Source organism: Roseofilum sp., from assembly GCF_982964205.1.
The window spans coordinates 113,819-132,748 of record NZ_CEZBFX010000001.1; the positions used below are offsets into that span (position 1 = coordinate 113,819).

General features: G+C 45.8%; 21 protein-coding genes and 1 pseudogene. 6 read left to right on the forward strand and 16 right to left on the reverse strand.

The features are described from left to right. Positions 1 to 4 precede the first annotated feature (4 nt). Positions 5 to 1,162 (forward strand): GTPase family protein, encoded by a 1,158-nt coding sequence (locus AC3A14_RS00540; protein ID WP_318731992.1) that lies wholly within the window; start codon positions 5 to 7, stop codon positions 1,160 to 1,162. Positions 1,163 to 1,299: 137 nt separating this feature from the next. On the opposite strand, the gene petE is transcribed toward AC3A14_RS00540, so the two are convergent. The 3 genes from petE to AC3A14_RS00555 all read right to left on the reverse strand — a co-directional run bounded on the left by petE (position 1,300) and on the right by AC3A14_RS00555 (position 2,754). Continuing rightward, positions 1,300 to 1,677, reverse strand: coding sequence for a plastocyanin (petE, locus tag AC3A14_RS00545; RefSeq protein WP_413039055.1), 378 nt, complete (start codon positions 1,675 to 1,677; stop codon positions 1,300 to 1,302). 139 nt (positions 1,678 to 1,816) lie between these two features. Further along, positions 1,817 to 2,233 (reverse strand): VOC family protein, encoded by a 417-nt coding sequence (locus AC3A14_RS00550; protein WP_318731994.1) that lies wholly within the window; start codon positions 2,231 to 2,233, stop codon positions 1,817 to 1,819. Positions 2,234 to 2,244: 11 nt separating this feature from the next. Further along, positions 2,245 to 2,754, reverse strand: coding sequence for a TIGR02652 family protein (locus AC3A14_RS00555; RefSeq protein WP_318701417.1), 510 nt, complete (start codon positions 2,752 to 2,754; stop codon positions 2,245 to 2,247). Between the two features lie 171 nt (positions 2,755 to 2,925). Here AC3A14_RS00555 and AC3A14_RS00560 point away from each other — a divergent pair, with 171 nt between their 5' ends. Continuing rightward, complete coding sequence (locus AC3A14_RS00560) at positions 2,926 to 3,471, forward strand: gamma carbonic anhydrase family protein (RefSeq protein WP_318731995.1); 546 nt, start codon at positions 2,926 to 2,928, stop codon at positions 3,469 to 3,471. On the opposite strand, the gene AC3A14_RS00565 is transcribed toward AC3A14_RS00560, so the two are convergent. The 9 genes from AC3A14_RS00565 to AC3A14_RS00605 all read right to left on the reverse strand — a co-directional run bounded on the left by AC3A14_RS00565 (position 3,455) and on the right by AC3A14_RS00605 (position 11,361). Further along, the gene (locus AC3A14_RS00565) at positions 3,455 to 4,240 is read right to left on the reverse strand and encodes a sulfite exporter TauE/SafE family protein (protein ID WP_318731996.1); all 786 of its coding nucleotides are present in this window, start codon (positions 4,238 to 4,240) and stop codon (positions 3,455 to 3,457) included. The genes AC3A14_RS00560 and AC3A14_RS00565 overlap by 17 nt on opposite strands. Further along, on the reverse strand, positions 4,237 to 5,211 hold the full coding sequence (locus AC3A14_RS00570; RefSeq protein WP_318731997.1) for an acetamidase/formamidase family protein: 975 nt from the start codon (positions 5,209 to 5,211) through the stop codon (positions 4,237 to 4,239). The genes AC3A14_RS00565 and AC3A14_RS00570 overlap by 4 nt, the downstream gene beginning before the upstream one ends. A 44-nt stretch (positions 5,212 to 5,255) precedes the next feature. Then, positions 5,256 to 6,236, reverse strand: coding sequence for a Gfo/Idh/MocA family protein (locus AC3A14_RS00575; protein WP_318731998.1), 981 nt, complete (start codon positions 6,234 to 6,236; stop codon positions 5,256 to 5,258). A gap of 12 nt (positions 6,237 to 6,248) precedes the next feature. Then, positions 6,249 to 7,145, reverse strand: a complete 897-nt coding sequence (locus AC3A14_RS00580) for a phosphate ABC transporter substrate-binding protein (protein WP_318700214.1) — start codon at positions 7,143 to 7,145, stop codon at positions 6,249 to 6,251. 8 nt (positions 7,146 to 7,153) lie between these two features. Then, positions 7,154 to 8,035, reverse strand: coding sequence for an ACP S-malonyltransferase (gene fabD / locus AC3A14_RS00585; protein ID WP_318700213.1), 882 nt, complete (start codon positions 8,033 to 8,035; stop codon positions 7,154 to 7,156). Positions 8,036 to 8,138: 103 nt separating this feature from the next. Continuing rightward, complete coding sequence (locus tag AC3A14_RS00590) at positions 8,139 to 9,131, reverse strand: beta-ketoacyl-ACP synthase III (protein ID WP_413039211.1); 993 nt, start codon at positions 9,129 to 9,131, stop codon at positions 8,139 to 8,141. 132 nt (positions 9,132 to 9,263) lie between these two features. Next, positions 9,264 to 10,319: a phosphate acyltransferase PlsX gene (gene plsX, locus AC3A14_RS00595; RefSeq protein ID WP_318732000.1), complete on the reverse strand. Its 1,056-nt coding sequence runs from the start codon at positions 10,317 to 10,319 to the stop codon at positions 9,264 to 9,266. 90 nt (positions 10,320 to 10,409) lie between these two features. Next, positions 10,410 to 11,135, reverse strand: a complete 726-nt coding sequence (gene rpaB / locus AC3A14_RS00600; protein WP_271937641.1) for a response regulator transcription factor RpaB — start codon at positions 11,133 to 11,135, stop codon at positions 10,410 to 10,412. Between the two features lie 64 nt (positions 11,136 to 11,199). After that, positions 11,200 to 11,361 (reverse strand): hypothetical protein, encoded by a 162-nt coding sequence (locus AC3A14_RS00605; RefSeq protein WP_318732001.1) that lies wholly within the window; start codon positions 11,359 to 11,361, stop codon positions 11,200 to 11,202. A gap of 330 nt (positions 11,362 to 11,691) precedes the next feature. Here AC3A14_RS00605 and AC3A14_RS00610 point away from each other — a divergent pair, with 330 nt between their 5' ends. The 4 genes and pseudogenes from AC3A14_RS00610 (at position 11,692) to AC3A14_RS00625 (ending at position 15,703) form a co-directional block, all read left to right on the forward strand. After that, positions 11,692 to 11,907, forward strand: a complete 216-nt coding sequence (locus AC3A14_RS00610; protein WP_318732002.1) for a hypothetical protein — start codon at positions 11,692 to 11,694, stop codon at positions 11,905 to 11,907. Between the two features lie 605 nt (positions 11,908 to 12,512). Beyond that, the gene (ltrA, locus tag AC3A14_RS00615) at positions 12,513 to 14,288 is read left to right on the forward strand and encodes a group II intron reverse transcriptase/maturase (protein ID WP_318732003.1); all 1,776 of its coding nucleotides are present in this window, start codon (positions 12,513 to 12,515) and stop codon (positions 14,286 to 14,288) included. 5 nt (positions 14,289 to 14,293) lie between these two features. Continuing rightward, positions 14,294 to 14,737, forward strand: a pseudogene (dcd, locus tag AC3A14_RS00620) (dCTP deaminase); the annotation flags it as partial. Positions 14,738 to 14,959: 222 nt separating this feature from the next. Next, the gene (locus AC3A14_RS00625; protein ID WP_318732004.1) at positions 14,960 to 15,703 is read left to right on the forward strand and encodes a DUF561 domain-containing protein; all 744 of its coding nucleotides are present in this window, start codon (positions 14,960 to 14,962) and stop codon (positions 15,701 to 15,703) included. 86 nt (positions 15,704 to 15,789) lie between these two features. Here the strand turns inward: AC3A14_RS00625 and AC3A14_RS00630 are convergent, their stop codons facing one another. The 4 genes from AC3A14_RS00630 to AC3A14_RS00645 form a co-directional block, all read right to left on the reverse strand. Beyond that, the gene (locus tag AC3A14_RS00630) at positions 15,790 to 15,891 is read right to left on the reverse strand and encodes an element excision factor XisI family protein (RefSeq protein ID WP_413039057.1); all 102 of its coding nucleotides are present in this window, start codon (positions 15,889 to 15,891) and stop codon (positions 15,790 to 15,792) included. Between the two features lie 512 nt (positions 15,892 to 16,403). Then, entirely contained in the window at positions 16,404 to 18,047 is a 1,644-nt protein-coding gene (locus AC3A14_RS00635) for a DUF3352 domain-containing protein (protein ID WP_318735405.1), read from the reverse strand. A gap of 101 nt (positions 18,048 to 18,148) precedes the next feature. Then, positions 18,149 to 18,559 carry an ExbD/TolR family protein gene (locus AC3A14_RS00640; protein ID WP_318735407.1) on the reverse strand — a complete coding sequence of 137 codons (411 nt, stop codon included), beginning with the start codon at positions 18,557 to 18,559 and terminating at the stop codon, positions 18,149 to 18,151. 67 nt (positions 18,560 to 18,626) lie between these two features. After that, positions 18,627 to 18,842: a hypothetical protein gene (locus AC3A14_RS00645; protein WP_318735410.1), complete on the reverse strand. Its 216-nt coding sequence runs from the start codon at positions 18,840 to 18,842 to the stop codon at positions 18,627 to 18,629. Positions 18,843 to 18,930 lie beyond the last annotated feature (88 nt).

An 18,930-nucleotide genomic window follows, 5' to 3' on the forward strand; every position in this document is an offset into this window, starting at 1 on the left:
GTCAATGCTCAAGTGGTTTAGGGTGAGTGAGGAGCAAATTGCCCAAATTCTAGATCGGGTGCGCTCAGAGTTACCAACGACAGAAGCACTACTAATTGGGAAACCGCAAACGGGGAAAAGTTCGATCGTACGGGGACTAACCGGGATTTCTGCGGAAATAGTCGGTCAAGGGTTTCGTCCCCATACCCAACATACCGAGCGCTATGCTTATCCTTCGGAAGATTTACCCCTACTGATTTTTACGGATACAGTGGGGTTGGGGGATGTCGAGCAGGATACGGAGCAGATTATTGAAGAGTTGGCGCAGGAGTTGGAAGGGGAGGCTGTTGGCGCAAAGGTCTTGATTTTAACGGTTAAGATTAATGATTTTGCCACGGATAGTCTGCGTCAAGTGGTACAACAACTGCGTCAAAAGTATCCTCAAGTTCCTTGTTTATTGGCGATTACTTGTTTGCATGAGCTGTATCCTCTGGATGTGGAGAATCACCCGCCCTATCCTCCAGAGTTTGAGTCTTTACAACGGGCAGCGTCTGCCATTGAGGAGGGATTTAAGGGCGATCGCTCCCTGGAACCGGATCGGGTGATTTTAATTGATTTTACCCTAGAAGAAGATGGGTATACGCCGGTATTTTATGGTTTGGAACAATTGCGGGATACTCTGGGGGATTTACTACCAGAAGCTGAGTCTCGCGCTATTTATCAGCTTTTGGATCAGGGGGTGGGCAAGCAGTTGGGAAACCTCTATCGGGACGTAGGACGGCGATATATTGCCGCATTTTCAGTTATGGCGGCAACGGCTGCGGCGGTTCCCTTGCCCTTTGCAACGATGCCGGTGTTAACAGCACTGCAAGCATCGATGGTGGGAGCATTGGGTAAACTTTATGGCCAAACCTTGAATGTGTCTCAGGCGGGAGGACTGGTGAGTGCGATCGCGGGTGGATTTGTGGCGCAAGCTATTGGCCGAGAGTTGGTGAAGTTTATTCCAGGCTTTGGCAGTGCGATCGCCGCATCTTGGGCAGCCGCTTATACATTTGCATTAGGGGAAACGGCTTGTGTGTATTTTGGCGATTTAATGGGTGGAAAAAAACCCGATCCCAGTAAGATTCAGTTGGTAATGCGTGAAGCGTTTCAAGGAGCAAAGGAACGGTTTAAGAATAATTAATAGGGCATTTTCTATTTCCTATTCCCTATTCCCCAGCGCGAAGCGCTGTATAGAATTCGCCAATAAAAACCCCTCTCAAAATAGAGAGGGGAATTATTCAAGGGGGTAAGATCATTAGACTCGATTCAAGGGAGATCCTATTTAATGATCAGTTTACCTTGCATTCCTGCACCGCGATGGGGTTCGCAATAGAAGGTGTAGCTTCCCGATGCCTGATCGCTAGGGATTTCAGTAGTGTAGCTGTCACCCGTTTTAAACAGAAGTTGCTTCTGAGAGAGTTTAGGTTGTCCTTCAACTACAGCATTGTGAGGGCCAAGCTTGTTATTGATCCAAGTAATGGTATCGCCAGGAGAGGCTTCAATATTACTGGGAACAAAGACCAGCATACCGTTATCAGCACCCATTTTTACTTCAATGGTCTGTGCTGCGGCTGGTGCGAGGTTGATGCCAACGCTCAGAAGGATGGAGATCGCTACACAAACAAGAGTTCGAGCCAAAGCTTTCATAGATTTCATCTCAAAGACGATTTAACTTAAGGATTTCTTAATTTTCTATTGTACGATACTCCGGCCACTTTTTCAGATCTCGCGTTATCCATACAGTGCCAAGTTCTCTCCATGAGGGAATGAGGAGATGAATAACAGACTCAAAGCCCTATAATCGGCGTAAAAATTCCAGGGGTAACCCATCTCTATCTGCAATAAATGCTACTTCATAAACGCGATCGCCAATCATTTGTTGCATCGGTGCTAATAAAACCTTGAGGGGAGATAGATGGGGGGAAGCCGTTACTTTTGCTTGTAAATCCTGTAACCAACTCGGTAAATCCGAAACTGAATCTGTTAAATCAAACGACAGATGATAATATCCCGTATAGTGTTCATCCCCAAAGGCATCGGCGGCTGGGCGGGGTTGAGGAATCTGGATTAACTCGATCCGTCCCCCTAATCCTTCCAGCCAACAGGCTAACGTCATACCTGTAGTAAAGCGCTCCGTCACCTCAAATCCCAGGATCTCATAAAAGGCGATCGCCTCATGAATATTACCCGTGCGAATCGAAACATGGTGCATGAGACTTCTGCTTACTCAAACAAACGGAAATAAGGATAACGTACTGGTGCGCCCGGTTCCTTCTCCAAATCAAAATTAATCACTTCCCAGCACGGTTCCTCCGACGGGTCGGGACTAAATTCAACCGGCAATCCATATAATTTAGGGGGTTGGGTATCCTTACTATTGCGCCAAGTTGAATTGCGTTCTAAATAAGAATAAATTAAATCCTGATAGCGGCGAGCAATAATAATCTTAGTCGCCCGATATCCTTGAGTATAAAGCCGGTCTAAACCCTCATGGATCTCAAAGCGAATGCCATCTGGATGGGTGTGTTGTCGATACCATTGGTCTTTCCAGAGTCGCCAATGACGGCCAGACTGGAGATGGAGTAGCTCTTTAGTTTTCGGATCGGATTCAAACGCACCATGACGAGGACAAAGATAGGTATCCGTCAATGTCAACGCTGGAATCATTTGACGACAGTGAGGACACTGTATCTCTGGCCCGAAAACGGGATATTGAAACACAGGGTTGATCATGGAGCGTTTTTTGCCAGAAGAAATCGCACTTGTGTCAAGGATTGTAACACATGGGAGGTTATAGCGCTTTGCGCTGGGAACAGGGAACAGGCAATAGGGAATGGGTCAACTCAGCGTATCTATATATAATCAATACTTGTTCTGTCGTTGTCAGTTGAGTAAACATCCCATATGAATCCTTCTGAAACCTCGTTTCCCACCTACTGGGAACTCCCCGATACCTCCCCAGCAGCCTTTATTGCCTCGAATGCCACCCTAGTCGGTAACGTTCAATTCGGCTTAGGCTCTAGTGTTTGGTATGGCGCAGTGGTTCGGGGCGATGTGGAACGGATTGAGATTGGAGACTATACCAATATCCAAGATGGAGCAATTTTACACGGATCTCCGGGTAAACCCACAATTCTAGAAGAGTATGTTACCGTGGGCCATCGAGCTGTCATTCATAGTGCTAACATCGGCCGAGGATCTTTAATTGGTATTGGGGCTATTATTCTCGATGGCGTAACCGTGGGTGAAGGCTCTATTGTCGGTGCAGGAGCAGTGGTAACTAAAGATGTCGCGCCCTTTTCTCTGGTGGTGGGAATGCCTGCAAAGCGATCGCGAGAACTCTCGAAAGAGCAAGCTGATGATTTAATTAAACATGCCCAGAAGTATTATCAGTTAGCTCTAGTTCACGCTAATAAAGGAACAGAGATAGGATTTACTGTCCCTGAATAGTCCACTGAAGCCATGCTTGCCAAAAGACATAAATCGCTAATAGTGCTAACAGTAGACGAAAACAAAATGTAATCACCCGATCGTCCAATTTTGGCAAAAATCGGGTACTGATTTGTGCCCCCACTAATCCACCGCTTCCTAATAAAATTCCAGCTAAGGGGACCACATTATTTTGCAGTGCATGACCGACACAAGCGGATAGGGAGGTGATGACAATCACCCCTAAACTGATGCGGACAGCATCTTTAATGGTTTCGCCGAGCCATAAAATTTGTAAGGGAACCATAATCACTCCTCCCCCTACGCCTAAAAATCCCGCCATAACTCCGGCGATCGATCCGGTAATCATTCTCGCGAAGGTGGGATTAAACTTGGGTTTCTCAATGGTGAGTGGGTTTTGGGTAATGTTCTTGCGGACTTGCACTAAGTAGAGGTTGAGCAGTAGGAGAAGGCCGAACGAAAATAGGAGGAGATGGGAAGGAATGCGATCGGCGAAAATACTCCCAAATTGAGCGGTAATAATTGCGGGTAATCCTAAGAGTAAGACTTGAGATAAGTTTAAATAACCCATGCGCCAGTTTTGCACGGTTCCCGAACTGGCAGTAATTAAAATGGAGAGGCTACTGGTGGCAACAGATTCTACGGGGGAATACCCTAATGTCGTTAATAGGGGCACTAAAACTGTTCCCCCACCAATGCCTAAAAAACCGGCTAGAATTCCGGCAAAGAGTCCTCCACTGGCTAAGAAAATAATTTGAATGGATGTCATACTGGAAAACCTTGAGGAAGCATCTTCAGGGGAAATAGGCCATGAACCCCTTTTTGCGGTCGGTTCACGACTTGGGTAATCCGAAAAGAAACGGCTAAACTACAGAGAACATAGACTTCTTCTGGGGTGAGACTTGTGCAGTATACCAGCACCTGAATCATCTGTTCCAAGGCCTGTTCTAAGGCTTCGTCTAGGGTGGGGGCAAATCCCATGGTAATCAGGTCAGTTGGGGTTTGCGCAAGGGGGACGGGAAGGGGAAAGTTTTGATGGAGAATCACTTGAAGGGTTCCATTCATGGAGGTTTCAATGGCGGTGACGTTAACTTCGCCATCCCCTTGAGCTGCGTGACCATCGCCAACCGAGAGTAAGGCCCCAGGGACTTGGACGGGCAGAAATAGCCTCGCTCCAGCTTGCAATTCTCGATTGTCCATATTACCACCAAATGTGCCTGGAGGAATGGAAGAATGGGGTTCTGAGGGGGGAGCAACGGCTAAAATACCAAAAAAGGGCTGAAGAGGAATTTTTAGGTCTGGATGACCGGGAAAGTGGGCGGTTTGTTGGTCGAGGTCTAGGGGAATAAAGCGCAGCGCTGGATCGGGGAACTGTTGGGGTAAGGCACCCCAACCGGCACGAATGGCATTAAAACCGACGGGTAGACTGGGGGTAATGCGTTCTAGACGGATTTCTAGGATGTTGCCAGGTTGAGCGTTTTGGATGTAGATGGGGCCGGTGAGCAGGTGGGGGCCGGGGCCAATTTTGCGCTCAGGAGGGAGATGGTGACAGATGTTGAGCAGTTCTGGAGGGAAGAAGGCTTGGGGAGCGCGATCTCGTTCCTTACTCAGATAAAATCCAGTATAGGTCTCGATGTGAATGCGATCGCCCCCCTCCACCGTAAGCACTGGCGGAATTTTATCCGAAAATCCCCCCAAATGTACTGTCTCGCAAGTCGCTTTTAAGAAATGTTCTTTCATGAGTTTAGGGAATAGGCTATTTCCTCAATTTTTCATCCCTACTTTTATGAGACATTTACCGTAACTTTTTGTCCAGTTGCGGCAGATCTCTCGGCAGCGCAAGCCACTTTTAGTGCGTATAAACTAGACTGGGGATTGACATAGAGTTCTGTCCCTTCTGTTAAATAATCTAAGACTTGGCGAGTATCTTGGGCAAAGAGTCCTCTGCGAGTGCCTACGGGAATTTCTGTGGTTTTGTCCAGTTGAATTAAGGAACCTTTATCCCCTTCAAATATCAGGGTTCCTTGGTGTCCGTGGGCTTCTAATTTGCGTTCCGGCTGCCAAAAAATATCGCCTTTGCCATAAATAATATCCGCAATTGTACCGCTTGTAAATTGCAGTTGTGCAGTACAGAAACAGCCGTGATAGTATTCTGAATCTTCTGGCCAATAGCGGTTTTGAGCGTAAACGGTGGCGACGGTTCCTAATGCATCGGTGAAACGATGGATACAAGAGAGAGAAGCAACTAGAGGAAAGCCAAAGAGATCTTTTTGATAATTCCAGCGCTGGGGTGCGGGATGTTTGGGAGCAATTTTGCTATAGCGGAGATAGCTAATTTCTCCAAGTTGGGGTAGGGTTTGTTTAAAGGCTTGATGGAGTCCGCCTAAGATTTCGATATGCTCAATATGGAGAAGTTTGTGTTGGGTTTTTGAGAGTATCCAGAGGCTTTGGGCTTCTTCAAAGTTAAGTGCTAGGGGATATTCAACGACGACATGCTTTTGAGCGGTTAAGGCGGCTTTGGCGATCGCCCCATGGTCTCGATTAATTGTACTAATAATCACTAGATCCAATTCATCAAGATCGACTAATTCTTGCCAAGACTCTAGCACCCTTGCTCCATATTTTTGGGCAAACTCAGCCGTTTTCTGAGGATTATACCCCACCACCGCCACCAGACGACTACGGGAGTCAGCATGTAAAGTTTCTGCCCTCAAACAAGCCGCAAATCCCGTGCCAATCAGACCGACATTCAGATTATTTTCCAATGGTTTCCCCCATCAATTCATACTCTCTACATAGCCCAAAAACGCCTTCACTGACTCATTCGGTGGACTTTTATAGACATAGTATAAGTCGCGTGTATAGGGATAACTGGAAAATCCAGGTAACACCCCATCAATAGCCAACGCTCTCACCGTACTTTGACTAACAATTTGATCGGCTGTAGCGTAACCGATGCCATCCTCACCTAAAGCCTGCAACATAGGGGTGGTAGCATCTCGGTCTAAGGTCGTAATATTCGGAGTTGTACCGAAATTCTCCCCTTGTAGTGCTAACTCTTGAAACGTCTGACGGGTTCCACTAACTGTAGGTCGGTTAATCACTCGAATTTGACGATTTGCCCCCCCAACCTCTGACCAATTGGTAATTTTTCCTTGGAAGATGTCCTTCACCTGTTGAGCCGTTAAGCCAGCAGATAAAGGATTACTATTGCTAACGGCGATCGCAATTTGATCCCTCGCCACTGCAAACGCCATTAACCCCTCCTCCATCTCTTGGGACGACAGAGGACGAGACACAGCCGCCACATCCAACTGTCCTATCAATACCCCTTGAATCCCCTTATCTGAACCATTCGCCTGAGTGACTACCGTGGTATCGGAAAATTGCCCTTCAAAGCCCTTTTTTAGGGTTTGATTCAGCGTCACCATACTGGTACTCCCATCAATACGAATCACCGTACCCCCTGGAACAGATGTCGGTTTGACAAACTGAGGGACTCGGTTACTCTCGACAGTGGGTTGAGCAGGAGTTGATGCTCGATTCCCTGTTTCCAAATTTTCCCCAGGAGAGGAAGGGGGTTGGCGCAAGAAAAACCAATAGCCTCCTCCAGCTCCCAAGATCAAAAACAGGAGAATGAACAGAAATGGAGATGGGTCGCGATTTTGAGCCATAATCTCAGTTAGCCAGGGACTTGAGCTAATGTGCCAATATTCTCTAAAGCTAACCCTGGACAAGTCCGTTTGACTAGGCCAGTCAACACATTACCCGGGCCAAGTTCAATCACTTTTTCAATCCCTTCTTCCACGAGCTTTAAGCACGTTTCTCGCCACCGCACTGAACCGGTCATTTGCTCAAGTAAACGAGTTTTGAGAGTATTGGCATCAGTAGTGGGGGAAGGATCGACATTGGACAGAACGGGAACTTTCGCTGTCGCAAAGGATATGGTTTCCAGAAATGCTCTGAATTTTGGCGCAGCCGCATCCATAAAGGGGGAATGGAATGCACCAGAAACGGGTAAGGGAATGGCTTTTCTGAGCTTAATTTGAGCAATAACCCGATCGACTGCTTCCGGTTTCCCAGAAATCACCACTTGTTTAGCACTATTGTCATTGGCTAAGACCACATCTGGCGTTTTTTCTAGCACCTCCTGGAGTTGATTGAAGTCGAATCCAATCAAGGCAGCCATTTTACCCCCTGAAGCATTCTCCATCAGTTCCGCTCGGTGCTTAACCAATTGCAGTCCCGTGACGAAATCAAAGACTCCAGCGGCATAAAGGGCAACATATTCACCCAAACTATGGCCAGCAACCAGATGGGGGGAGTGTCCTTTTTCTTGTAGGAGGTCAATCAGAATGGACTCAATTACATACAGACAAGGTTGAGTATAAAGGGTGCGAGATAAGGTTTCTGCTTGACTTTGACAGAGGTCTAAAACTGACCATCCTAAAATTTGTTCTGCTTGAACAAAACGATCTTGTGCAATTTTGGTATCTTTAAGGTCGGTCCCCATACCTGTTTTTTGCGATCCTTGTCCGGGAAATAACCAAGCTGTTTTTGTCATAGATTAGTAGTTAGTAATGGATAAAGAGTAATAGGGAATAGGTCATGAGTCATCTCCTTGACACTCTGCGTTCACGGGTCTCCATTGCCTTATTCCCTATTGATTAATGTCCCCAGCGAAAGATTGCCGATCCCCAGGTTAGTCCTGCACCAAATCCAGAAGCGGCAATCAAATCACCGGGTTTAATTCTCCCAGCGCGAACGGCTTCATCAAGTACCAGGGGAATGGAGGCAGCGGAGGTATTGCCGTAGTTGGCTAAATTACTCAGGACTTTGCGATCGGAAATATTGAGCCGTTTAGCCACAGCGTCAAGAATACGTTGATTGGCTTGATGGAGGATCAACCAATCGACTTCATCACTGCTGATTTGGGCATGAAAGAGTGCTTTTTCAATGACTTCAGGGACTCGTTGAACGGCAAAGCGATAGACTTCTTTGCCGTTCATGCTGATAAATTGATAGGTTCCTTGACCGACGGTGAGATTAGGCAGGATTTCCTCATATTTGGGTTGGTAGGCCAGTTGCAGACAGTTATTTTGGCTGCCATCACTTTTGAGTTCAAATCCGAGAAGCCGATCTTCTGGATTGGCTTCCATGACAACAGCTCCTGCACCATCGCCAAATAAAACGCAAGTGGTGCGATCGCTCCAATTGACCCATCGAGAGAGCAGATCTGCCCCAATGACCAACACTTTCTGGTAAGCTCCCGTGCGGATATATTGCCCCGCTGTCACCAATGCAAAGAGGAACCCAGAGCAAGCAGCGGTTAAGTCAAAAGCGACTGCTTGATGGGCCCCTAATGCGGCTTGGATTTGACTGGCATTGCCAAATAAATCATCGGGGGTTGAAGTAGCTAGAACAATCAAATCGAGATCGGCAGGGGAAACTCCTGCTTGCTCTAAGGCTTGAAGTCCTGCTTGGGTGGCGATCACCGTTAACGACTCCCCCTCTCCAGCCACACGACGATTTTTAATTCCCGTCCGAGTAGTAATCCACTCATCTGAAGTTTCGACTCTCTGTGATAGGCCCTGATTCGTCAGTTTCGCTCCAGGGGTAGCCGAACCACTACCGGTTATTGCAATGCCCATAGGTTTCATATCTGTTGTTTATTTTCTCAAGGAAACAATCCTGGCTTGTATAGCAACCACCCAAGCAGTTAGAACCGACTTACGGTCACCCAAAGTAGGTTTATTGCCTATTGCTCGAGGGTAAGGCGCTATATATCGAAGTTATCCCTCACTCTCCTGGTTTGCTGAAACTGTGCCTAAGTTGGCTACCGTTTTTTGGTATTGTCCTCGGAGTTGGTCTAAGACACGATTATCTACCGCTTCTTTACCTAAACGCACTGCATTAAAAATGGTTGGGGCTTGGGCAGAGCCATGGCTAATGATACAAACTCCTGCGACTCCCAACAGTAATGCCCCTCCATGTTCGGCATGATCTAAGCGTTGCTTGATCCGTCTGAGATTGGGTTTGAGGATCGCTGTACCGATTTGGCCGTGAAGACCTTGGGGCAACTCTTCTCGCACAATCTGTAACATGACGCTCCCGACTGCTTCCGCAAATTTGAGCAACACATTACCAGCAAAGCCATCACAAACAATCACATCATACTGACCCGATAGGACATCGCGACCTTCTGCATTGCCAATGAACGGAATCAGAGGATTTTCATCTAATAACTGGTGAGTACGAATGGCCAAGTCATTTCCTTTGCAGGATTCTTCACCAATGTTTAATAGTCCTACTTTGGGCTGGTCAATTCCCAGAACGTACTGACTATAAACCGTACCCATGAGGGCAAATTGTTCTAAAAATTGGGGGCGACAATCGACATTTGCCCCAACATCTAAAATCAGAACGGATTTATCAGCCATCAGGGTTGGAAACATTGCCCCGATCGCCGGACGATCAATTCCGGGTAAGCGACCTAACCGCAGCAGGGCTGCTGCCATGGCTGCTCCAGAATGACCAGCCGATACCACGGCATCCGCTCTATTTTCTTTTACTAAATTCATCGCCACGCTGATGGAGGCATTTTTCTTGCGTCTGAGAGCAACCAACGGTTCCTCATTCATGGAAATCACGCCTTCGGAAGGTACAATTTCCAGTTGGTGTGATTGGGTGTGCTTGCCGATTGATTCTTCAATCCGATCGGGATCGCCCACCAACAGGATATGGACATCGAGTTCCTCTTTTGCCCTTAGCGCTCCTGTGACAATTTCATCGGGGGCGTAATCCCCACCCATTGCGTCTATTGCGATTCTTGCCGGAGTTGATCCCATTGCTCGCCAGTGATAAAAGCCTTACAAATTCTACCAAATCGTTTCACCCCAGAGATCGCCTTCTGAAAGCGATCGCTTAATTTTCTGGGGCTATTCCTCTGCTCCTGCCTCCAGAATACGTTGGAATAAATACCCTGTCCCCCTAGCCGTGAGGATTAATTCGGGGTTACTGGGGTCTTCTTCTAACTTGGCTCGCAGTCGCGAGATATGAACATCGACTACGCGAGTGTCCACATGGCGTTCTGGGGTATATCCCCATACTTCCTGTAGAATCTCGGAGCGGGAGAAGGGTTCTCCCGAACGACTCACCAAGAGTTCTAGAAGGCTAAATTCCATTCCGGTGAGGCGAATGCGTTCATCTCCTTTATAAACTTGTCGTTTATTGGTATCGATGCGGATATTGCTCACCTGAATCACGCCGGAGCTAGGAATGCCAGAGGTGCTGGTTTTATCTACCCGACGGAGAACTGAACGAATGCGAGCTTCGAGTTCTTTGGGGGAAAAGGGTTTAACCACATAATCATCGGCTCCCAATTCTAGCCCCGTAATGCGATCGGCCACATCTCCGAGGGCGGTTAACATGATGATCGGCACATCCGATTCTTTACGGAGTTCTTGGCAGACTCCATAACCATCGAGTTTGGGCATCATCACATCTAAAACCACCAAATCCGGTAGGATATGGCGGAAGGTTTCTAAGGCTTCTTCGCCATCACCAGCCGTGACGACATCGTACCCGATCATCGATAGTCGGGTTTCTAAGATGCGTCGGATACTGGCTTCGTCATCAACAACCAGAATTTTTTCTTTGTCCAAGTGCCGTAACTCTCCTTGACCTCTGAATTCTGCTGCAAAAGTTTTATCTTAACTTGTCTTAACACTACGATATTATGTCGTTGGGCTTTTGAGCAATAAGGAACAGGGAATAGATATGGGGTAACCAGTTAAGCAAACGAGAGAGTGACTGACTCAATTCCTGCATTTTCACTTCGGCAAATTGTCGGAGCGATCGCGCTTCTTCCGTAGCTTTTGTAAAAGTCAATCAAACTCGTGTTATGGATTTGGTGGTATTTTGCTCCCTGAAAGATTGTGAATGACACATATTCTTGGGTAGACGCGATGGATAGATAAAAGAAGGAGAACTGAGTTCTCCTTCGAGAGGATAGCGGCAGGATTGAGTTCTTTACTCTCTCCTATAGGGTTCTCAGTTTTTGGAAGCGGTTTTTATGCAAAATCCCGAAAACTGTAATATTTCTTCACACAGTGGAGATTGGAGTGGGCATTTTGGCGATCGCCTCAGAGTAAGTCCCGACACCAACAGCAATGGGAATTTCAGGTATGATCTAAAGTCTTGATGAACTAGAATGTAGATATGCTCAAGAATGATAAGTGGATAGCAGAACAAGCCCAGAAGGGAATGATTGACCCGTTTGAGCCTTCATTAATTCGGACCATTGAAGGCGATCCGGGATTGATCAGAAAAGTATTAAGTTATGGAGCCTCTTCCTATGGCTATGATATCCGATGTGCGACTCGTTCCTGCCAAATGAGCAACAATGCTCAAGGAATCAGGGCACTGTGTGAATAAATGTTAACGGTTTAACCAATCTTTGCATCTCAATCACACAGTGACAACTTAATATCCATAGAGGTGAATCTATACAAAGACAACTCCTCTCGCCAAGGTACAGGGTTGAAAACACTTCCCCAGCTAAGGCGACTGGTCATCAACTTAGTTGAAGCGGGAAGGAATGTTGGTAACCTCAAACCCGATGAGGAACCCCAGCTAGTAGGTTAGCCATGAGTAGGAAACGAACTTCTGTTTAACCCATCGTCACGTATGAAGTAGCCAAACGGGTTGATAGGCTGCAAGACAAAAGTCAACAGAGTTAAGGTGGCATCGTGTCGTATGGTGCCAATAAAGATGGAAAGGTATTGGATCTTTTCATTTTGTACCCAACAACAACTCTCGGTGGAAAGGAAGACTCTAAAGCTAACGAAAAATGGATATTAGGAACGAGGTAATCACTTATGCTTCTCTCATCCAAAGGTCAATTGATGAGTAGTAACCAGCGCAAGGACATAAGTGACAGGATTGAGTCAAAAGCGAATGCCTCTCTGTAATGGAGATGGATAGGCTGACAGACTCACGAAAACTTGGAAGATAAAGTGTCAAGTAACAGTGTATATGTTATGAACCCAGTCAAACTGAGGTATAAATGGAACGACATGCCCTGGAGTAAAATCGAGAGGAATGTGTTCAAGCTGCAAAAGAGAATTTATCAAGCTAAAAGTAGTGGAAATGTCAGATTAGTTCGCAGGCTCCAGAAACTACTAAGTAAGTCCTGGTCAGCAAAAATGTTGGCAACGAGGAAGATTACCCAAGATAACAGAGGTAAGAGAACAGCAGGAATTGATGGAATTAAATCGGTTGACTCCCGCCAAAGACTCGAACTTGCCAGCAATATTAAGCTAGATGGAAAGGCTAAACCGGTAAGAAGAATAGAAATTCCCAAACCAGGTAAAACAGAGAAAAGGCAACTGGGTATACCTACTATTGAAGATAGGATAAAACAAACCCTAGTCAAGCTCGCCCTAGAACCGGAATGGGAAGCCGTCTTTGAACCGAATAGCTTTGGATTCAGACCAGGTAGAGGATGCCATGATGCTATTGAGGCAATATTCAACTCAATTAGGTCCAAACCTAAATATGTGCTGGATGCCGATATAGCAAAATGTTTTGACAAAATAGACCATAACAAACTGCTAGACAAGATAAATACCTTTCCTTCTTTAAGAAGGCAGATAAAGTCTTGGCTTAAAGCAGGATTCATGTCTAACAAAGAATGGTTCCCTACGAATGAAAGGACTCCCCAAGGTGGGGCAATTTCCCCTCTCCTAGCCAATATTGCCTTACATGGGATGGAAAACAGGATTAAGGAATTTGCAACAACCTTAAAGGGGACTAAATCCTTGAATCTAAAGGAACTCCAATTGATCAGATACGCAGATAATTTTGTCGTTATACATAAGGATCTAGAAATAATCAAGAAATGTATGACAATCATCTGCGAATTGTTAAAAGATATTGGACTAGAAATCAAGCCTGAAAAAACGAGTATTACTCATACCTATGAAGAGTACGAAAGGAAAGTAGGATTTGACTTCTTAGGATTTAACGTCAGACAATACAAACATGGCATACATACAAGTGGTAAAAACACCCAGGGTATACGAAAGGGATTTAAGACTATTGTAAAACCCTCTAAGGAAAGCATCAAAAAAGCATACAGAACCTTAGCAAATGAAATCGAAAAGTGTATAACCGTCAAGCAAGAGATTCTAATTAAAAGAATCAACCCAATAATCAAAGAATGGTGCAATTACTACTCGACAACCTGTGCTAACGACGCTTTCTCCTTAATACAATACTTACTGTTCTGGAAGCTAAAAAGATGGGGACTCCATAGACATCCGAATAAAACCTCACAATGGGTCAATAATAAATATTGGTTCCAAAGAGGGGATAATAAATGGATATTCGGAGTCGAAAACGTCTGTGAACTAATCGACCCTAGATCTACAGAAATAAAACGGCATACAAAGGTTAGGGGAAATGCATCCCCTTTCAATGGAGAAAACACTTACTGGGCAACCAGATTAGGTAGACATCCCCAAATGCTAAAAAGAACCTCTAAACTCCTTAAAAAGCAAAGAGGAAAATGTAATATCTGTGGACTAACATTCAAAGATGGTGACGTAATGGAAGTTGACCATATCATCCCTAAATCCAAAGGAGGAAGGGATGATTATAAAAACCTCCAATTAATACATGGTCACTGTCACGACGTTAAAACATCACTAGATTTTAGTGCTAATGACAATAGCCAAGTTTTCGAGGAGCCGGATGAGGTGAAAGTCTCACGTCCGGTTTTGAAGACGAGTCAGAGGGGTGACCTTCTGGCTTAGTTTAACTAAGTCCCAAAGAATTCCTCATCTTTAAGCACATTCCCGGTACAGTTGTCGATCCGAAAAACTTTAATCCCGACAACCTTGAATCGGTTCCCCTGCACCAGGATGAACAGGGCGACTTTTTCATTATTCCTGCCCATAGCTATGGCTTAGGTGTTGCCCTAGAGCGTCTAGAGATTCCACCCAATATCACCGTTATTTGTGTGGGTAAATCCACTTATGCTAGATGTTCAATTATCCTGAATACCACCCCCGCAGAAGCCTGCTGGCGAGGTCATCTGACCTTAGAATTGTCTAATTCTTCTAGTGCCGACTGTCGGGTTTATGCCAATGAAGGGATTGCCCAATTGTTGTTTTTTGAAGGAGAACCCTGTAATGTCACTTATGAAGACCGATTGGGTAAGTATCAAGATCAAACCCATCAAGTGGTTTTACCGAAAGTATAAATGATCTGATGTCCGGGGAATCTACTACCATAAGTCCTTGCGAATTTAGTTGGTTCGGCAAGGGACTGTGGTATTGACTTCTCCTCTTAAGCAACCATAACTGTTCGTTGGATCTGCGATCGCGCTATAAAATCTCTCCCGATTTTAATCTTGACTCTCTCAAGGACATCGATAGTGGCACAATGGAGGATAAACAATGATTGCTATACAAACTGAGGTCTTATGACGATTCTTCCTCAACTGCAACCTGCTTTAGCCCAAGGACGGGCACTGAAAGTGATTAGTGGGTTAATGAATTTTGATGCCGATCGCACAGCTATGGTGGTTAAGGCTGCCGATCGCGGAGGGGCGACATTTGTGGATATTGCAGCCGATCCGGATTTGGTGCGTCTTTGCCGTACTTTGACGGGTCTACCCCTGTGTGTTTCTTCCGTGGAGCCGCAGAAATTTGTGGCGGCAGTGGACGCGGGAGCCGATTTGATTGAGATTGGGAATTTTGATGCGTTCTACGCCCAAGGACGGCGATTTGAGGCGGATGAGGTGTTGGCACTGACTCAGGAGGTGCGATCGCTGCTTCCGGATATTATGCTTTCGGTGACGGTTCCCCATATTTTACCGTTGGATGAACAGGTACAGTTAGCTGGAGCGCTGGTTACTGAAGGGGCAGATGTAATTCAAACGGAAGGCGGAACCAGCAGTCAACCCACCCATTCCGGCACATTGGGATTAATTGAAAAAGCAGCTCCTACTTTGGCGGCTGCTTATGAAATTTCCCGTGGGGTTGAGGTTCCGGTCTTATGTGCTTCTGGCTTATCTAATGTTACCGCACCGATGGCGATCGCCTCTGGCGCTCAAGGCATTGGAGTGGGTTCGGCAATCAACCGGTTAGATAATGAAGTAGCTATGGTAGCTGTGGTACGTTCTCTGGTAGAAGCATTGAATTCGGCGATCGTTGTGCGCTCCTAATTCACTCTGGATAAAGCCTTGAGAGGCAAGGGGCTGACCAATTGCTCTCAGCCCCTTGTTAAGGGCAAATGCATAGAGAAAGGGGTTTAGGCGATCGCTAATTCCGAAAACTTCCCAGTTTTTGGAGAATGAAACGCCAGTACAATATCTTCTTTTGGTATACCTCTAGTGACTATAGGGTTGAGCAATTTTCAAGTTAGGAATCACTCGATAGTGTTTAATATTGAAAGTACATATAGCGCTTTGCGCTAGGGAATAGGGAATAGGGAATAGGGAATAGGCTTTTGGTACATCGCTTTGAGGATTCAACACTGTCCCTCATAACAGCGCAAAGCGCTGTAGCGTTGCTTGTTACCCTAAAGCACAATGAGCAATCAAAGCATCGAGTCAACCTAAACCATCAGATAAACGATACAGCGCAAAGCGCTGTAACGGAGTACAGTCTCATTGAGATCAGTCATTGCGAATGGAACGAAGTGGAATGAAGCAATCGCAAAATCCCCCAATCTTGGCGATTGCTTCCCTTCGGTCGCAATGACAACTCACATCTACGATCAACAATGTACCTCATAGCAGCGCGAAGCGCTGTATTGGCTAGAATCTGATAATGCTCTGGTAGAATCAGCTTCAGTTAACAAAATGTAAGGACAAGGTAATGTTGTGTCTTCATTTGCTAATGATAATCATCGATCGCTATCCCTTACCGACGTTCACTGCCAGTATTCAAAAAGATATCGGCTTGCCGCTCTTGGGCATCGCCATAACTGGCTATAGCGACCGATTCTAAGGGGTCAAAGAGAGGTTTGGCTGCCAATTCTACGAGCCTTAACAGGGGAATTTGACGTTCGAGGGGTTTTTGAGCCGATCGCCAATTGATAAAGAAATAGCCCTGGTTAACTTCTGGTAAAGGGGCAATACTGGCTTGAAAGAGGGCATCGGTTGCCAGGGAATTGCCTGTACTTTTGGCTTTCAGTACCCGATCCATGGCAGCAATAGACGAGGTAATAATCTCATACTGGTTCAGTGTGGTATGCACTCCTTGCACTTTGGCTTTTAATACCCGACTTTTAGCGGTTTCTTCTCCATCGGTTATCGGATCGGCGATTAATTGTGTCCAAGCGACGAGGGTTTGATCGTCTAACTGAAATGAGCCAATACTAAAGCCTTGCTGGTTAAGAATTTGATCCAAACGATCGCTTAAACTTTCTCCCGTGTTTTCGCGAATCACAATCCAATCTAAATCCCCTTCTACTTCATCGGGTAAAAAGGCGATCGCGTATTCTCCTTCAATCGCATCGAGAATATCGGCTTCCACATCTAATTGCCATTGCTTCCCCCAGTCAAGCAAGGGTTGGCGAATAATCTCGGCAATGTTGCCATAACCAGCAGTTTCTGTTTGCATCTGTTGCCAAAACTGACGCAAATTCACCCCATCGATCGCTAAATAACTGCTGGAAGGGAGATAGGCTAATAAGGAAGAGGAATTTAAGGGCGCTTCTGCTCCTTCAAGCAACGCTGGATCGGTGGGTAACCAATGGGTTTGGGCTAAAACTCCTTCCGGTTGCAACTGTACCGCCATTCCCAAGGCTTGATACATGGGATGATCGACTTCCATGCCCAACTTTTGGGCTAACCTGGGAATATTTAGCCAGGCGATCGCCTCCCTCTTCTCGCTATTGAGTTCTTGTAACTCTTGATAGTCTGGGGTTGCGCCTAAACTCAGCTCGGCAACTTGCACATTATTGATGGCTTCTTTGAGAACTTTAGGATGATTGGCAAATAATACAAACCGCGATCCGACAACGGTTGTAGAAATCTTGTTTTCTTCTCGGCTATAAATTAATTGTGTGCCTTTGTAGGGTTCAAATACTAAATCTTGGCCGGCGATCGCCTCCCGTTGCCAATATACTTCTAATAATTCTTGGGAAAGCTGGGCATTTTTCGTTGGTAACACCACTAAATAACCCGGTTGTTGTCCATTCTCCCCCTGGCGATCGACATCCGTACTCGTCATCGCCCAAATTCCACCCCCATCGAGCCAAGGCTGAATATCCTGTTTATAGTCCAATCGAGTATTATCAAGGAGAGTATTTTGTAGTAGTTTGTCTGGCCGATCTAATCCTTTTATCTGCGATAACATCTGCTCTGGTTTTTGGGATAATGACACGACTACTGGCGCTTGTTTAGAGATAAACCGAGCTGCTTCCAACGCTTTCACTGCTGCCAAATCTCCCGGAACCGGCGATCGGGCACATCCACTTAACCACAATACCAATCCACAGGCGACCAGCGTAGATACTTTTAATATTGTTTTACCCCATTGGGCGATCGGGGCTAGATTCATGATTTCCTCACCATTACCACTCGATGAGCCAAGCCCCATCATACTATATAGGGCACTGCCCTGGTAATGGGTAATCGGTAATGGGTAATGGGACGTAATTTTTAATTTCTCATTGCTTCAGTGGCGATCGCCAAACGAATCCCTTGAATGGTTCTGAGGCGATCCATTACTTCGATTACTCGTTTATGGGCGATCGCTTCATCAGCTTTGATCGCCACTAACTGGGTTGATTTCCCCTGCATTAACTGAACCACCCTTGCATCCAGTTGCTCTAAAGGAATTATTATTTCATCTAAGCCTATCTTGCCTTGAGCATTAATCGAAACAGTAATGCGCTCTTGCTGTTGAACTTCTCCCGTTCCTGCTTCCGGCAAATTAACCGGTAACCCCTCATTACGGGTTAAAAACAGCGTCCCAATCATGAAAAACGTCAAAATTGAGAAGATCGCATCAATCATCGGCAAGATGTTGATTTGAGGCGGCAGATCGGGATCGTCATCAACTAAACGCATGAATTACAGTCTAGGTCAATTACCACTCCTAGTGTAATGCACATAAAACTAGGGAAGCCAATCAAGCTTAGGTTGTTGTTTTCACCCATCCTCGCTTAATCGCATGACGCAAACGAGCGATCATATCTAACTCTTCTGCTGCCAGCCTAGAGGAGGTAGCCGAGGACTCTAAGCGATGATACTCATCCGAACTAATGAAACCTGTGCTATAAATTCTAGAGACTTTTTCCACTAAATCTTCTTCACCAAACAGATTAATACCAGATGAATCTAAGAAACTCATGATTCTCTCTCCTGAGAACTACTAGAGACAAATTTAACACAATGGTCAGCCCTTCATTAGGACTTTTAATCAACTCTTAATCAGTGTG

Excerpts from the sequence above, each read along its gene's own strand:
- AC3A14_RS00540 (WP_318731992.1), top strand. The coding sequence starts at position 5 with ATGCTCAAGTGGTTTAGGGTGAGTGAGGAGCAAATTGCCCAAATTCTA.
- petE (WP_413039055.1), bottom strand. The coding sequence starts at position 1,677 with ATGAAATCTATGAAAGCTTTGGCTCGAACTCTTGTTTGTGTAGCGATC.
- AC3A14_RS00550 (WP_318731994.1), bottom strand. The coding sequence starts at position 2,233 with ATGCACCATGTTTCGATTCGCACGGGTAATATTCATGAGGCGATCGCC.
- AC3A14_RS00555 (WP_318701417.1), bottom strand. The coding sequence starts at position 2,754 with ATGATCAACCCTGTGTTTCAATATCCCGTTTTCGGGCCAGAGATACAG.
- AC3A14_RS00560 (WP_318731995.1), top strand. The coding sequence starts at position 2,926 with ATGAATCCTTCTGAAACCTCGTTTCCCACCTACTGGGAACTCCCCGAT.
- AC3A14_RS00565 (WP_318731996.1), bottom strand. The coding sequence starts at position 4,240 with ATGACATCCATTCAAATTATTTTCTTAGCCAGTGGAGGACTCTTTGCC.
- AC3A14_RS00570 (WP_318731997.1), bottom strand. The coding sequence starts at position 5,211 with ATGAAAGAACATTTCTTAAAAGCGACTTGCGAGACAGTACATTTGGGG.
- AC3A14_RS00580 (WP_318700214.1), bottom strand. The coding sequence starts at position 7,145 with ATGGCTCAAAATCGCGACCCATCTCCATTTCTGTTCATTCTCCTGTTT.
- fabD (WP_318700213.1), bottom strand. The coding sequence starts at position 8,035 with ATGACAAAAACAGCTTGGTTATTTCCCGGACAAGGATCGCAAAAAACA.
- AC3A14_RS00590 (WP_413039211.1), bottom strand. The coding sequence starts at position 9,131 with ATGAAACCTATGGGCATTGCAATAACCGGTAGTGGTTCGGCTACCCCT.
- plsX (WP_318732000.1), bottom strand. The coding sequence starts at position 10,319 with ATGGGATCAACTCCGGCAAGAATCGCAATAGACGCAATGGGTGGGGAT.
- AC3A14_RS00610 (WP_318732002.1), top strand. The coding sequence starts at position 11,692 with ATGCTCAAGAATGATAAGTGGATAGCAGAACAAGCCCAGAAGGGAATG.
- ltrA (WP_318732003.1), top strand. The coding sequence starts at position 12,513 with ATGAACCCAGTCAAACTGAGGTATAAATGGAACGACATGCCCTGGAGT.
- AC3A14_RS00625 (WP_318732004.1), top strand. The coding sequence starts at position 14,960 with ATGACGATTCTTCCTCAACTGCAACCTGCTTTAGCCCAAGGACGGGCA.
- AC3A14_RS00635 (WP_318735405.1), bottom strand. The coding sequence starts at position 18,047 with ATGAATCTAGCCCCGATCGCCCAATGGGGTAAAACAATATTAAAAGTA.
- AC3A14_RS00640 (WP_318735407.1), bottom strand. The coding sequence starts at position 18,559 with ATGCGTTTAGTTGATGACGATCCCGATCTGCCGCCTCAAATCAACATC.
- AC3A14_RS00645 (WP_318735410.1), bottom strand. The coding sequence starts at position 18,842 with ATGAGTTTCTTAGATTCATCTGGTATTAATCTGTTTGGTGAAGAAGAT.